General features: G+C 65.7%; 12 protein-coding genes. 10 read left to right on the top strand and 2 right to left on the bottom strand.

Annotated elements, in window-relative coordinates; translation table 11 throughout:
- Positions 1-4: 4 nt before the first annotated feature.
- Complete coding sequence (locus ACP7C5_RS09655; protein ID WP_426264073.1) at positions 5-1,384, bottom strand: methyl-accepting chemotaxis protein; 1,380 nt, start codon at positions 1,382-1,384, stop codon at positions 5-7.
- Between the two features lie 20 nt (positions 1,385-1,404).
- Positions 1,405-2,748 carry a methyl-accepting chemotaxis protein gene (locus ACP7C5_RS09660; RefSeq protein WP_426264278.1) on the bottom strand — a complete coding sequence of 448 codons (1,344 nt, stop codon included), beginning with the start codon at positions 2,746-2,748 and terminating at the stop codon, positions 1,405-1,407.
- 248 nt (positions 2,749-2,996) lie between these two features.
- Between ACP7C5_RS09660 and sdhC the strand changes: the two genes are divergently transcribed.
- The 10 genes from sdhC to odhB all read left to right on the top strand — a co-directional run bounded on the left by sdhC (position 2,997) and on the right by odhB (position 15,197).
- The gene (gene sdhC / locus ACP7C5_RS09665; protein WP_426264074.1) at positions 2,997-3,407 is read left to right on the top strand and encodes a succinate dehydrogenase, cytochrome b556 subunit; all 411 of its coding nucleotides are present in this window, start codon (positions 2,997-2,999) and stop codon (positions 3,405-3,407) included.
- 1 nt (position 3,408) lies between these two features.
- Complete coding sequence (sdhD, locus tag ACP7C5_RS09670) at positions 3,409-3,807, top strand: succinate dehydrogenase, hydrophobic membrane anchor protein (RefSeq protein ID WP_133186456.1); 399 nt, start codon at positions 3,409-3,411, stop codon at positions 3,805-3,807.
- The gene (gene sdhA / locus ACP7C5_RS09675; protein ID WP_189675822.1) at positions 3,800-5,602 is read left to right on the top strand and encodes a succinate dehydrogenase flavoprotein subunit; all 1,803 of its coding nucleotides are present in this window, start codon (positions 3,800-3,802) and stop codon (positions 5,600-5,602) included. The genes sdhD and sdhA overlap by 8 nt, the downstream gene beginning before the upstream one ends.
- A gap of 124 nt (positions 5,603-5,726) precedes the next feature.
- Entirely contained in the window at positions 5,727-6,287 is a 561-nt protein-coding gene (locus tag ACP7C5_RS09680) for a ClpP family protease (RefSeq protein WP_189675821.1), read from the top strand.
- A 183-nt stretch (positions 6,288-6,470) separates the two neighbouring features.
- Positions 6,471-7,256 (top strand): succinate dehydrogenase iron-sulfur subunit, encoded by a 786-nt coding sequence (locus ACP7C5_RS09685; RefSeq protein WP_133186466.1) that lies wholly within the window; start codon positions 6,471-6,473, stop codon positions 7,254-7,256.
- A 252-nt stretch (positions 7,257-7,508) separates the two neighbouring features.
- Positions 7,509-8,618, top strand: a complete 1,110-nt coding sequence (gene zapE / locus ACP7C5_RS09690; protein ID WP_426264075.1) for a cell division protein ZapE — start codon at positions 7,509-7,511, stop codon at positions 8,616-8,618.
- A gap of 204 nt (positions 8,619-8,822) precedes the next feature.
- On the top strand, positions 8,823-9,785 hold the full coding sequence (gene mdh, locus ACP7C5_RS09695) for a malate dehydrogenase (protein ID WP_426264076.1): 963 nt from the start codon (positions 8,823-8,825) through the stop codon (positions 9,783-9,785).
- Between the two features lie 60 nt (positions 9,786-9,845).
- Complete coding sequence (gene sucD / locus ACP7C5_RS09700) at positions 9,846-10,730, top strand: succinate--CoA ligase subunit alpha (RefSeq protein WP_010183864.1); 885 nt, start codon at positions 9,846-9,848, stop codon at positions 10,728-10,730.
- A gap of 156 nt (positions 10,731-10,886) precedes the next feature.
- Positions 10,887-13,826: a 2-oxoglutarate dehydrogenase E1 component gene (locus ACP7C5_RS09705; protein ID WP_426264077.1), complete on the top strand. Its 2,940-nt coding sequence runs from the start codon at positions 10,887-10,889 to the stop codon at positions 13,824-13,826.
- 114 nt (positions 13,827-13,940) lie between these two features.
- Complete coding sequence (gene odhB / locus ACP7C5_RS09710) at positions 13,941-15,197, top strand: 2-oxoglutarate dehydrogenase complex dihydrolipoyllysine-residue succinyltransferase (RefSeq protein WP_189675818.1); 1,257 nt, start codon at positions 13,941-13,943, stop codon at positions 15,195-15,197.
- Positions 15,198-15,207: the final 10 nt, after the last annotated feature.

The following is a 15,207-nucleotide window of genomic DNA, read 5'->3' on the forward strand; positions in this document are numbered from 1 at the left end:
GAGGTCAGGCCGCCACGCTCGCCGAGAAGGTGTCGGCCGCGCCTTTCAGCTCGCCCAGCCGATCGTCGACGGTGCCGAACTCGCGTTCGAGCGTGTCGATCTCGCCCGCGACTCGCTCGGTGCCCGCCCGGATCGCGGTGATCGTCCCCGACATCGAATCGGCGGCGAGCGCGGTTTCGTCGACTGCCGCGGTGATCGCGGTGACGGTCTGCGCTTGCGCCTGCATTGCGAACCGGATGCGGTTGGCGCTTTCCTGGACCTCGACGACGGTCGATTTGATCGAGGCGTTGGTCTCGACCGTCGAGCGCGTTGCCGACTGGATCGCGGCGATCTTGGCGGCGATGTCGTCGGTCGCACGCGCGGTCTGGTTGGCGAGGCTCTTCACTTCCTGCGCGACCACCGCGAAGCCACGGCCGGCATCGCCCGCGCGCGCCGCCTCGATCGTCGCGTTGAGCGCGAGCAGATTGGTCTGTCCGGCAATGTCGCGGATCAGCCCGAGGATCGATTCGATCGACTTGGCATGATCGCTGAGCGTCTCCGACATGCCGACCGCCGTCGTCGCCTGGGTCGAGGCGCGCGTCGCGATTTCGGCGGCAGCTTCGACTTCGCTGCGCGCATCCTCGATCGCACGAATGAGGCCAGCGGCAGTCTGCGCGGCTTCGCGCATCGCCATCGCCGACTGTTCGGCCGCGGCGGCGACTTCGCTCGTCTGGCCGAGCATCCCGCGCGCCGCGCGCGATGCACCTTGCGCCTGGACGCGAATGCGGTTGCCGAGCGCGGCGGCACCCTCGATCGAGCTGGCGATCGTCGCGCTGAAATCGGCCGAGCGGGTGCGCCGTTCGGAGCGTGCGCGTTCGGCATCGTGCGCGCCGAGATACGATGCCATCACATCGGCCTCGACGAGCGCGAGCCGCTGGACGCAATCGGCGAGCGCGCCGATCCGCGCCGACCCGCTGCCGAGCTTGGCTTCGATCGCGACCAGCGTGCGGGTATGCGCAAAGCTCAACGACGAGAGCAGTGCCTGCAACGGCACGCCCGCCTTTTGCGACGATGCGGCATGGCGCGTCGCCATTCGCATCCAGTCATCCTCGTACGGCGCGGCATATTTGACGCGGGTGTAGCGCGCGCTGTTGTCGACTCGCGTGTCGAGATAGTCCGCGGTGAATTGCGAGCGGATGTGCGCGCTCACCGGCAGCGAGAGATAATGCTCCCAGAAAGCACGCGAGATTTCGGCTTCGTGTCCGGCGATCGCCTGCGTGATCTCCGCCGCGCACGCGCGGATGCTGCCGTCCCAATCATAGTCGGCGACACGGGCGGCGGCGGTGCGGTGTTCGCCGCTCCACCCACCCGGGATCGCGCCTACAAGCGCGTCGCTTACTGCCATCTCAGTTCCTCGTTCCCGGTTTACGCCGCGACTTTTGCGACAAAGTCGCTCGCGCGGTTCTTTAAGGTCCCCAGCTTGTGGTCGAGCGAATCGAAGCCGCGCCCGACGCTGTCGATCTCGGAGGCGACCGATTCGGTGTCCTCGCGGATCGTGGTGATGGTGTTCGACATCGAATCGGCGGCGAGCGCGGTCTCGTCGACCGCGGCGGTGATCGCGGTGACGGTGTGCGCTTGCGCCTCCATCGCATAGCGGATGCGGTTGGCGCTTTCCTGGACCTCGGCGACGGTCGATTTGATCGAGGCGTTGGTCGCGACGGTCGAGCGCGTCGCCGACTGGATCGCGGCGATCTTGGCGGCGATGTCGTCGGTTGCGCGCGCGGTCTGTTTGGCCAGCGACTTCACCTCTTGCGCGACGACCGCGAAGCCACGCCCCGAATCGCCGGCGCGCGCCGCCTCGATCGTTGCGTTGAGCGCGAGCAGATTGGTCTGCCCGGCGATGTCGCGGATGAGCCCGAGGATCGATTCGATCGACTTGGCATGGTCGCTGAGCGTTTCCGACATGCCGACCGCAGCGCTTGCCTGGGTCGAGGCGCGTGTCGCGATCTCGGCGGCGGCTTCGACTTCGGAGCGCGCATCCTCGATCGCGCGGATCAGTCCGGCGGCGGTCTGCGCCGCCTCGCGCATCGCCATCGCCGATTGCTCGGCGGCGGCGGCGACTTCGCTCGTCTTGCCGAGCATGCCGCGTGCCGAGGTCGAGGTGCGGACCGACTGGCCGCGCAGCACTTCGGATTCCTGCGTCGCTTCCTCGACCGTCGCGGCGATGCGCTCGCGGAACTCGGTGGCGAGTCGGTCGCGCTCGCCTTGCGCGCTGTTGAGGCGGAAGGCGTTGTAGATTTCGACGGTGATCTCGGCTTCGAGCCCGGTCAGCCGCATCAGCGTGTCGATGAAGCCGGGCAGGCGCGGGTCGTCGCCCTTGACGCGCTTGAACAGGATATCGAGCGCGGCGCGGTCGCTCGCGCAGGTCATCGACAGCAGCGCCATCGTCGACACGCCCTCCTTGTAGCCCGACGCGACCGATCGCTCCATCGACTCGATCCAGGCACGCCCCGAAACGTCGCAGAAGCGATTGCGCAGGAAGGTCACGCCAAGCTCGATCATCTTGGTTTCTTCGTGCGGCTGCCAGCTCTTTTCGCCCGGGCTCGCGCGGCGCCATTGCGCCCAGAACGCCAGCGCGATCTCGGCGGCATCGGCCTCGAGGACGCTCCACACGTCGCGCGCGGCGGCTTCCAGCGTATTGTCGAAATCGAAGGCGCGCAGGCGCGCCCGGATATCGATGGTCGCGGCGACCGTACCGGGGGCAGGCAATGCAGTGGGGTTCAAGGCGAAGCTCCGTATCTGCCGCAGCCATGGGCTGTACGCTACTGGTCGGCGGTCACCCGATGGCTTAACGCGATTTGGTTAACGCTCGGTAAGCCCTGCGTGCGGCCAGCTTAGGCCCTTGGGCAAAGTGCCCAGCTGCAATTGCTGCATCTCCGTGGCATGCCAGAAACCTTGCATCGCAGCGCTTGCCGACTAAAGGAGCCACAACCCAATATGACGAGGACGTCCTAGCCTTGGCCAGCCCAACACCCCGCGCCCGACCGCTCAGTCCGCATCTGTCGATCTGGAAACCCGGTCCGCACATGGTGGTCTCGATCCTCCACCGCATTACCGGCGACGGTATGGCGACCGTCGGCACCGTCGTGCTCGTCTGGTGGCTCGCCGCGATCGCGGCGGGGCGCGAGAGCTATCAAACCTTCTACCATGTGTTCGGCGAAGTTGCCGGCGGTGCGATAGGTTACCTGTTCGCCATCGGCATGACGCTGTGCTTCTTCCAGCACATGGCGACCGGCATCCGCCACTTCTTCCTCGATGCCGGCGCCGGTTACGAGTTGAAGATCAATCGCTCGGGCTCGATCGCGACAATGGTCTTTGCGGTGGTGGCAACCGTGCTCGTCTGGGCCTATATCGTGGGGGTCAAGTAAGATGGGTAACGGAACCGAACTCGGCCGCGTCCGCGGTCTCGGCAGCGCCAAGGAAGGCGCGCACCATTGGTGGGCGCAACGCGTCACCGCCGGATCGAACCTGTTTCTCACCTTGTGGTTCTTCGTCGCGCTCGTCCGCCTGCCGGCCTACGATTACGACTCGGTCCACACCTGGCTCGGCTCGCCCTGGGCGGCGATCCCGCTGGTGCTGCTGATCCTCTCGGTCTTCTATCACTTCCGGCTCGGGCTGCAGGTGCTGATCGAGGACTACCAACACGGCGCCAGCCGGGTTGCTTTGATGCTGCTGCTCAACTTCTTCACCTTCGGCAGCGGCGCCGTCGCCCTTTTTGCGATCCTCAAGGTCGCGTTCACCGCCACCACCGGAGTGCCGCATGTCTGAGGCATATAAGATTATCGATCATACCTACGACGCCGTCGTCGTAGGTGCCGGCGGGTCCGGCCTTCGTGCCACGATGGGGATCGCCGAAAGCGGGCTGAAAACCGCGTGCATCACAAAGGTGTTCCCGACGCGCTCGCACACCGTCGCTGCGCAGGGCGGCATCGCCGCGTCGCTCGGCAACAATTCGCCCGACCATTGGACGTGGCACATGTTCGACACCGTCAAGGGGTCGGACTGGCTCGGCGACCAGGACGCGATCGAGTATATGGTGCGCGAAGCACCGGCGGCGGTCTATGAGCTCGAGCACGCCGGCGTGCCGTTCAGCCGCAACGAGAATGGCACGATCTACCAGCGTCCGTTCGGCGGCCACATGCAGAACATGGGCGAGGGGCCGCCGGTCCAGCGCACCGCCGCTGCCGCCGATCGTACCGGCCATGCCATGCTCCACGCGCTGTACCAGCAGAGCCTGAAGTATGACGCCGACTTCTACATCGAATATTTCGCGCTCGACCTGATCATGGAAGACGGCGTGTGCCGCGGCGTGATCGCTCTGTGCATGGACGACGGCTCGATCCACCGGTTCCGCTCGCACAATGTCGTGCTCGCGACGGGTGGCTATGGTCGCTGCTATTATTCGGCCACGTCGGCGCACACCTGCACCGGCGACGGCAATGCGATGGTGCTACGCGCGGGGCTCCCGCTGCAGGACATGGAGTTCGTCCAGTTCCACCCGACCGGCATCTACGGCGCGGGCGTGCTCATCACCGAGGGCGCGCGCGGCGAGGGCGGGTATCTCACCAATTCCGAGGGCGAGCGCTTCATGGAGCGCTATGCTCCGTCGGCGAAGGATCTCGCGTCGCGCGACGTCGTGTCGCGCTCGATGGCGCTCGAAATGCGCGAGGGCCGCGGCGTCGGCAAGAATGGCGACCATATCTGGCTCCATCTCGACCATATCGATCCCAAGGTGCTCGCCGAGCGCCTGCCGGGCATCACCGAGACCGGCAAGATCTTCGCCGGCGTCGATCTGACGCGCCAGCCGCTGCCGGTCACGCCGACGGTGCATTACAACATGGGCGGCATCCCGACCAATTATCACGGCGAAGTCGTCCATATGAAGGATGGCAACCCCGATGCGGTCGTCCCCGGCCTGTTCGCGGTGGGCGAGGCGGCATGCGTCTCGGTCCACGGTGCCAACCGCCTGGGTTCGAACTCGCTGATCGATCTGGTCGTGTTCGGTCGTGCGACGGGTCTGCGGATCAAGGACATCCTCAAGCCCAACACGCCGCACCAGCCGCTGCCCAAGGGGTCGGAAGAGCTGTCGCTCAGCCGCCTCGACCGCTTCCGCAACGCGACGGGCACGATCCCGACCGCGCAGATCCGCCTCGAGATGCAGCGCACCATGCAGAAGAACTGCGCCGTGTTCCGCGACAACGAGCTACTGAACGAGGGCGTCGAGCAGATCAAGGCGACCTACGCCAAGCTCAATGACGTCGCGGTCACGGATCGCTCGCTGATCTGGAACACCGATCTGGTCGAGACGCTCGAGCTCGACAATCTGCTCGCGCAGTCGATGGTGACGATGCAGTCGGCGGCGAACCGCAAGGAATCGCGCGGCGCGCACGTCAACGAGGATCATCCCGATCGCGACGACGCGAACTGGATGAAGCACACCACCGCGACCTTCACGGGCTGGGGCGGCGTCGGCGGCAAGGTCGAGATCGGCTATCGCCCGGTCCACGACTACACGCTCACCGACGAAGCCGAATACATCAAGCCGAAGAAGCGGGTGTATTGATAGCGTGGCGGGGGCAGTCCGCGCCCCCGCCAATGCCGCCCCGGCAGCCGATCGAACCCGGCTGAAAATTTCGGATGTTGCGGTGGCGCTGGAACCAGGCCCCGCTTCGCCGGTTAGCGCGGGCATGACAGCCACCCGCTACCCCTTGCTCGCCAATCCGCACATCCGCCTGTCGGGTCCGGTCGACCAGCTGATGTACACCAACTTCCGCCAGCAACTCGACGCCTGCCCGGACGAGGGGACGATCGTCATCGCGCTGACGACGCTCGGCGGCGACCCCGAGGTCGCGCGGACGATGGCCGACGATATCCGCTTGCTCGACGAGCATGACGGGCGCGAGATCCTGTTCCTCGGCAAGGTCGCGGTCTATTCGGCCGGCGCGACCTTCATGGCGGCGTTCCCGGTCGAGCGCCGGTTCCTCACGCGGCACACGCGGCTGATGATCCACGAGCGCAAGATTTCGAAGACGATCACGCTCGATGGGCCACTGCGGATGGTGGTCGCGTCGATCAAGGCGGCGCTCCACGAGGTCGAGCATTCGATCGAGATCGAGGAAGAGGGCTTCCGCGCGATCGTCAAGGACAGCCAAGTCGATTTCGAGGAACTGCGCGAGAAGGCGCCGTCCAATTGGTATATCGAGGCCGAGCAGGCGCGCGATCTGGGGCTGGTGCTCGACGTGATCTGAGGGCTTGCTCCCCTCCCTTTCAGCGCGCGCAAGAGCGATGCCGCGGCTGGGACAAATTGCCCACCCTCTTTCAATTGCATGCTGCAATGCAGAGCTAGGGTTTGCGGCCCGCGCTCACTCTGTGTACGAGCGGTCGCAAACCCGGCGCTCTTGGGCGCTACGCATCACGGAAACGAGACAGCGATGGCCGAATTCTCCCTTCCCGCCAATTCGAAGATCAAGAAGACCGGCACGGTGCACAAAGCGGCATCGGACGCGACTCGGATCAAGAACTTCAAGATCTATCGCTACGATCCCGATGCCGGCCAGAACCCGCATTACGACACGTTCGAGGTCGATCTCGATTCGTGCGGCCCGATGGTTCTCGACGCGCTGATCAAGATGAAGTCCGAGCAGGATTCGTCGCTCACCTTCCGCCGTTCTTGCCGCGAGGGCATTTGCGGGTCGTGCGCGATGAACATCGACGGCACCAACACGCTCGCCTGCACCAAGGCGATCGAGGACGTGAAGGGCGAGATCCGCATCACCCCGCTGCCGCACATGGAAGTGATCAAGGATCTCGTCCCCGATTTCACGCACTTCTATGCGCAGTACAGCTCGATCAAGCCGTGGCTGCAGACCGTCACCCCGCCGCCCTCGGGCAAGGAGCGGCTCCAGTCGCCGGCCGAGCGCGAGAAGCTCGACGGGCTGTACGAGTGCATCCTGTGCGCGTGCTGCTCGACGGCGTGCCCGAGCTATTGGTGGAATTCGGACAAGTTCCTGGGCCCAGCGATCCTGTTGCAAGCCTATCGCTGGCTCGCCGACAGCCGCGACGAGATGACCGGCGAGCGGCTCGACGAGCTCGAGGATCCGTTTCGCCTGTATCGCTGCCACACGATCATGAACTGCGCGAACGTCTGCCCCAAGGGTCTCAACCCCGCCAAGGCGATCGCCGAGATCAAGAAGATGGAAATCGAACGCGTCGTTTGATTTTTCTCCCTCTCCCCGGGAGAGGAGTTTGGGGTCGGCCATGCCCCCGGCATGGCCTGAACAGCGCGGGGCGCTGTTCACCCCAAACTGGCCCGCGCCGCAGGCGTGGGAAGGGTGAGGGTGACGCGGGCGATATCGCGCAGCACCCTCATCCGGCGCTTCGCGCCAGCTTCTCCCACCGGGAGAAGGATTTGAGGGATCACCTCGCGGTAACTGCAGCTCCGTGGGAATCCATGTGAGGTGCGTTACGGAATGACCGACATCCTCAAGCGCTACGCCGCGCTCCTCGCTTCGGGCGAGCTGAAACCCGATCCCGAGCAAGCCGCCGCCGCCCAGCGCCTCGCCGATCTCGCGACCGCGCTCGAGGCCACTCCAAAACGCGGCTCCACGCTGTGGCGCGTGCTCGGCCGCAAGCCCGAGCCGCCGCGCGGGCTCTACATCTGGGGCGGGGTGGGGCGCGGCAAGTCGATGCTGATGGACCTGTTCTTCGACAGTCTCGACATCCGCCGCAAGCGCCGCGTCCATTTCGCCGAATTCATGCTCGAAGTGCACCAGCGCCTCGCCGCCGAGCGTGCCAAGGAACTCGGCGACCCGATCCCGCCGCTCGCCAGAACCTTTGCCGAGGAAACGCGCCTGCTCGCGTTCGACGAGATGATGGTCACCAACAGCCCCGACGCGATGATCCTGTCGCGGCTGTTTACGCATTTGCTCGACGAGGGCGTGACCGTGGTGACCACTTCGAACCGCCCGCCCGCCGATCTCTACAAGAACGGGCTCAACCGCGAGCATTTCCTGCCGTTCATCGCGCTGATCGAGCAAAAACTCGATGTGCTCGCGCTCAACGGCCCGACCGATTATCGCCGCGATCGCCTGGGGCAGGTCGACACCTGGCTCGTTCCCAACGGCCCGCAGGCGACCGCGACGCTCTCTGGCGACTTTTTCCGCCTCACCGATTTTCCGGTCGAGGACCGCGCCCACGTTCCCTCCGAAGAGATGATCGTCCAGGGCCGCACGCTCCACGTCCCCAAGGCGCTCAAGGGTGTCGCGGTGTTCAGCTTCAAGCGGCTCTGCGGCGAGGCGCGCGGTGCCGCCGACTACATCGCGATTGCGCGGCGCTTCCACACCGTGATCCTCGTCGGCATCCCCAAGCTCGGCCCCGATATGCGCAACGAGGCGGCGCGATTCGTCGCTTTGATCGATGCGCTGTACGAACATAAGGTCAAACTGCTCGCCGCCGCCGACGCCGAGCCCGCGCTGCTGTATGAGGCAGGAGATGGCCGTTTCGAGTTCGAACGCACGATCAGCCGCCTCGAAGAAATGCGTTCGGAAGAGTATCTTGCGCAAGGCCATGGCACAGACTGAGCGCTGTGGCGTTCAGCATTGGTAGAAGCATCCGCCCGACCCAATTGCACTTGCGAATTAGTCGCAATACTGCTTGTTAACCCCGTCGCCTTTACGGTTGCCCCGAGGCGCAAACCGGCCTAAGCCGCGCGCCATCTGCCCCGCCGCGCGTCCGCGGCCCCAATCACAACGCCCGGATGCGGGCGATAGTCGGAAGGATCCCAGATGGCTCGCAAGAAGATCGCGCTGATCGGCGCCGGTAACATCGGTGGCACGCTCGCGCACCTCGCAGCGCTCAAGGGTCTGGGCGACGTCGTGCTGTTCGACGTGGTCGAAGGCGTGCCGCAGGGCAAGGCGCTCGATCTCAGCCAGTGCTCGCCGGTCGAGGGCTTCGACGCCAAGGTCACCGGCACGAACGATTACAAGGACATCGCCGACGCCGACGTGATCATCGTCACCGCTGGTGTCGCGCGCAAGCCCGGCATGAGCCGCGACGATCTGCTCGGTATCAACCTGAAGGTGATGAAGGCCGTCGGCGAGGGCATCGCTGCCAACGCCCCCGACGCGTTCGTCATCTGCATCACCAACCCGCTCGACGCGATGGTGTGGGCGCTGCGCGAATTCTCGGGGCTCCCGCATCACATGGTGGTCGGCATGGCCGGCGTGCTCGACTCGGCGCGCTTCAGCCACTTCCTCGCCGAGGAATTCGAGGTTTCGGTCAAGGACGTCACCAGCTTCGTGCTCGGCGGGCATGGCGACACGATGGTCCCGGTTATCCAGTATTCGACCGTCTCGGGCATCCCCGTCCCCGATCTGATCGCGATGGGCCGTTCGACCCAGGAGAAGATCGACGCCATCGTCAAGCGCACGCGCGGCGGCGGCGGTGAGATCGTCGCTTTGCTCAAGACCGGCTCGGCCTATTATGCGCCCGCCACCAGCGGCATCGCGATGGCCGAAGCCTATCTCTACGACCAGAAGCGCGTCCTCCCGGCAGCGGCGCACCTCACCGGCCAGTACGGCATCGACAATCTCTATGTCGGCGTGCCGGTGGTGATCGGTGCGGGCGGCGTCGAGCAGATCGTCGAGATCGCGCTCGACGACGAAGCCAAGGGCAACCTCTCGGTCTCGGTCGACGCGGTCAAGGAACTGCTGGTCGCGTGCAAGGCGATCGACGGGTCGCTCAACTGATTTTTCTGCCGGTGGTGCGCTGATCGCACCACCGCTTTCTCCCAACAGGAAGAACGCTGCATGAGCATTCTCGTCGACAAGAACACCAAGGTCATCACCCAGGGCATGACCGGTGAGACCGGCAGCTTCCACACCAAGGCGGCGCTCGAATACGGCACGCAGATGGTTGGCGGCGTGACGCCCGGCAAGGGCGGCACCACCCACCTCGACCTGCCGGTGTACGACACCGTCGCCGAGGCCGTCGCCAAGACCGGCGCGACCGCGTCCGTCATCTACGTTCCGCCCCCCTTCGCGGCCGACTCGATCCTCGAGGCGATCGACGCACAGGTTCCGCTGATCGTCACGATCACGGAAGGGATTCCGGTGCTCGACATGGTCCGCGTCAAGCGCGCGCTGTCGGGTTCCAAGTCGCGGCTGATCGGCCCGAACTGCCCGGGCGTGCTGACGCCTGGCGAGTGCAAGATCGGCATCATGCCCGGCAGCATCTTCCGCAAGGGTTCGGTCGGCGTTGTCAGCCGTTCAGGCACGCTCACCTATGAGGCGGTGTTCCAGACGTCGAACGCAGGCCTTGGTCAGACGACTGCGGTCGGCATCGGTGGCGATCCGGTCAACGGCACGAACTTCATCGACGTGCTCGAGCTGTTCCTCGCCGACGACGAGACCAAGTCGATCATCATGATCGGTGAAATCGGCGGTTCGGCCGAAGAGGAAGCCGCGCAGTTCCTGCGCGACGAAGCCAAGCGCGGTCGCTCGAAGCCGATGGCCGGCTTCATCGCGGGCCGCACGGCGCCTCCGGGTCGTCGCATGGGCCATGCCGGGGCGATCGTCTCGGGCGGCCAGGGCGGCGCCGAGGACAAGATCGCGGCGATGGAAGCGGCGGGTATCCGCGTTGCGGACAGCCCCTCGGAACTGGGCACGACCTTGCTGGCAGTGCTGAACGGTTGAATCTAACCCTTCTCCCCTTGTGGGAGAAGGTGGCCCGAAGGGCCGGATGAGGGGGAGTAGTGGGCCGCTGCTGTGGTCCCCCTCACCCTCCCACCCGCAAGAGCGGGTGGGCCCCTCCCTCTCCCACAAGGGGAGAGGGAAAAGAGGACGACGATTATGGGCATTGAAGGCCAGGATTTCGCGGATGTTGCGGGCAGCGTAAGCCCCGCCTTCATCGAGTCGCTCTACGCGCGGTTCAAGGCGTCGCCCGACAGCGTCGAGCCGTCGTGGCGCTCCTGGTTCGAAGGCCTCGAAGGCTCGACCGAAGGCGCTTCGTGGCAGCAGGCGAACTGGCCGCTTTCCTCGACCGACGATCTCACCTCGGCGCTCGACCCGACCCAGATGGAGCCCGCGCCCAAGCCCGCGCGCGGTGGCGCCAAGCCAGCTCCCGCCGCGCCGGCCGCCCCGGCGCCCTCGCAGGACGCGATCCTGCGCGCCGCGAGCGATTCGATCCGCGCGATGATGCTGATCCGCACCTACCGCGTGCGCGGCCATCTCGCCGCCAATCTCGATCCGCTCGGTCTGTCGACGCGCGACATGCCCGATGATCTGAAGACCGAATATCACGGCTTCTCCGACGCCGATATCGACCGCAAGGTCTATCTCGGCGGCGCGATGGGGCTCGAATGGGCGACGATCCGCGAGCTCGTCGACACGCTGCGCACCAATTATTGCGGCAATGTCGGCCTCGAATACATGCACATCGCCGACGTCGAAGAGCGTCGCTTCCTGCAGGACCGCATGGAAGGCAAGGACAAGGCGATCGAGTTCACCGACCTCGGCAAGAAGGCGATCCTCAACAAGGTGATCGAAGCCGAGCAGTGGGAACGCTTCTGCGGCAAGAAGTATGTCGGCACCAAGCGCTTCGGCCTCGATGGCGGCGAAAGCATGATCCCGGCGCTCGAGTCGGTCATCAAATATGGTGGCGCGCTCGGCATCAACGATATCGTCTTCGGCATGGCGCATCGCGGCCGCTTGAACGTCCTCACCAACGTGATGGCCAAGCCGTTCCGCATCATCTTCCACGAATTCGGCGGCGGGTCGGACAATCCCGACGACGTCGCGGGTTCGGGCGACGTGAAGTACCACCTCGGCACCTCGACCGACCGCGAGTTCGACGGGATCAGCGTCCATATGTCGCTGGTCGCCAACCCGTCGCACCTCGAGGCGGAAGACCCGGTCGTGCTCGGCAAGACGCGCGCGATCCAGACGATCGCGGGCGATCTCGACGAGCACAAGGCATCGCTCCCCGTCCTCATCCACGGCGACGCGGCGTTCGCGGGACAGGGGATCGTCTGGGAGTGCCTCGGCTTCTCCGGCATCCGCGGCTACAACACCGGCGGCTGCGTCCACTTCATCATCAACAACCAGGTCGGCTTCACGACGTCGCCGCAGTTCGCGCGTTCGTCGCCATACCCGTCGGACGTCGCCAAGGGCGTCCAGGCGCCGATCTTCCACGTCAACGGCGACGATCCCGAGGCGGTGACCTTCGCCACCAAGATGGCGATCGAATATCGCCAGAAGTTCCACCGCGACGTGGTGATCGACATGTGGTGCTATCGCCGCAACGGTCACAACGAGGGCGACGAGCCGTCCTTCACGCAGCCGCTGATGTACGACGTGATCCGCAAGCATCAGCCGGTCAGCGAAATCTATGGCGCCAAGCTGATCGAGCAGAAGGTGATCGACCGCGCGTGGATCGACGCCAATATCGCGCAGTTCACGACGCTGCTCGAAGGCGAGTTCGAAGCTGGCGCCACCTACAAGCCCAACAAGGCCGACTGGTTCGCCGGTCGCTGGTCGGGGCTGCACTCGCCCGCCGATTCGGAAAGCGCGCGCCGCAACGTCGAGACGGGCATCGAGCAGAAGCTGTTCGATTCGCTCGGCCGCACGCTGACGACGATCCCCGAGGGGCTGACCGTCCACAAGACGCTCAACCGCGTGCTCGATGCCAAGCGGGCGATGTTCAAGACCGGCGAGAATTTCGACTGGGCGACCGGCGAAGCGCTGGCGTTCGGGTCGCTGCTCTCGGAGGGCTATGGCGTCCGCCTGTCGGGCCAGGATTCGGGCCGCGGCACTTTCTCGCAACGCCATGCGGTGTGGGTCGATCAGACCAACGAGGATAAGTATCGCCCGCTCTCGACCGTCGAGCATGGCCGCTTCGAAGTGCTCGACTCGCCGCTGAGCGAATATGGCGTGCTCGGGTTCGAGTACGGCTATGCGCTCGCCGATCCGAAGACGCTGGTGCTGTGGGAGGCGCAGTTCGGCGACTTCATGAACGGCGCGCAGATCATGATCGACCAGTTCATCGCGAGCGGAGAGGCCAAGTGGCTTCGCGCCAACGGCCTCGTGATGCTGCTGCCGCATGGCTATGAAGGGCAGGGGCCGGAGCATTCGTCCGCCCGCGTCGAGCGCTTCCTCCAGCTCTGCGCGCAGGACAATATCCAGGTCGCCAACTGCACCACGCCGGCCAACTATTTCCACCTGCTGCGCCGGCAGATGCACCGCTCGTTCCGCAAGCCCTTGATCATCTTTACGCCCAAGTCGCTGCTGCGCCACAAGCTGGCGGTGTCGAAGACCGCGGACTTCATCGGCGACAGCCACTTCCAGCGGATGCTGAGCGACCCTTCGGCGCCCGCCGATGCGGACGTGAAGCGCCTCGTTCTCTGCACCGGCAAGGTTGCGTACGATTTGATGGAAGCGCGCGATGCCGCGGGCGACCAGAACACGGCGATCGTCCGTGTCGAGCAGCTCTACCCCTTCCCGGGCGAGCCGCTGGTCGAGCGTCTCAAGCGCATGCCCAACCTCGAGACGGTGGTGTGGGCGCAGGAAGAGCCGAAGAACAACGGCGCGTGGACCTTCGTCGATCCGTTCATCGAGGAATGCCTGATCGAAGCGGGCGGCACGGTGCAGCGTGCGCGCTATGCCGGTCGTGCGGCCTCAGCCTCGCCGGCGACGGGCTTGATGAAGCGCCACCAGACCGAGCAGGCGGCGCTCGTCGCCGATGCGCTCGGGCACAGCGTCCGCGAGGAAATTCGCCGGACACGCAAGGTTTGATCGTTACCCCGGCTGCGCGAGCAGCCGGGCCTTCGTAATTTTGCGCAGCGCTTGATCGGCAAGCGTTGCGCACCTGGGCCCCGGCCTTCGCCGGGGAAGAGAAAAGAGGCTGATATGGCAACCGAAGTCACAGTACCGGTACTCGGTGAATCGATCACCGAAGCGACGCTCGGCGAATGGCTCAAGCAGCCCGGCGACAAGGTCGCGGTCGACGAGCCGATCGCCAGCCTCGAGACCGACAAGGTCTCGGTCGAAGTCCCGTCGCCCGTCGCCGGCGTGATGGGCCAGCACGCGGTGCAGGTCGGTGACACCGTCCTCGTCGGCGCCATGATCGCGACGATCGACGCAGGCGAGGGCGCGCCCGCCACCGCTGCCGCGCCACAGCCCGCCGTGCTCCAGTCGCCCGCGGCTGAGGCACAGGCATCGCCCGCCGCGACCGCCGGCCAGCAGGCGCCTGCCTCCGACCCGCGCGACACGCCTGCAGCGCTCTCGCCGTCGGTTCGCCGCGCGGTGCTCGAGCACGGTGTCGACCCCGCGACCGTCAAGGGCACCGGCAAGGATGGCCGCCTGACCAAGGACGACGTCGCCGCCGCTGCCGCCTCGACCCCGGCGCCCGCCCCGGCACCCGCCGCCGCACCGCCCGTCTCGGCTTCGGTTGCCGCGTCGACCGGCCGCAAGGAAGAGCGCGTCCGCATGACGCGCCTGCGCCAGACGATCGCCAAGCGCCTCAAGGAAGCGCAGAACACCGCCGCGCTGCTGACGACCTTCAACGACGTCGACATGACCGCGGTCATCGAGGCGCGCGCGAAGTACAAGGATCTGTTCGAGAAGAAGCACGGCGTCCGCCTCGGCTTCATGGGCTTCTTCGTGAAGGCCGCGTGCCTCGCGCTGAAGGACATCCCGAGCGTCAACGCCTCGATCGAGGGCGATGAGATCGTCTATCACGATTATGCCGACATCTCGGTCGCGGTGTCGTCGCCGGGCGGGCTAGTCGTGCCGGTGGTGCGCGATGCCGACCAGATGTCGGTCGCGCAGGTCGAGAAGACGATCGGCGATTTCGGCAAGCGCGCCAAGGACGGCACGCTCAAGATGGACGAAATGAAGGGCGGTACCTTCACCATCTCGAACGGCGGCGTGTTCGGCTCGCTGATGTCGACCCCGATCATCAACCCGCCGCAGGCCGCCGTGCTCGGCCTGCACCGCATCGAGGACCGCGCGGTCGTCGTGAACGGCCAGATCGTGATCCGCCCGATGATGTATCTGGCGCTCAGCTACGATCACCGCCTGATCGACGGTCGCGAAGCGGTGACGTTCCTCGTCGCGCTCAAGAATGCGATCGAAGATCCGACGCGGATCCTGATCGACCTGTAATATCGGATCG

The sequence above is a fragment of the Sphingomonas sp. PWP1-2 genome (assembly GCF_049898305.1).
GTDB lineage: Bacteria > Pseudomonadota > Alphaproteobacteria > Sphingomonadales > Sphingomonadaceae > Sphingomonas > Sphingomonas glacialis.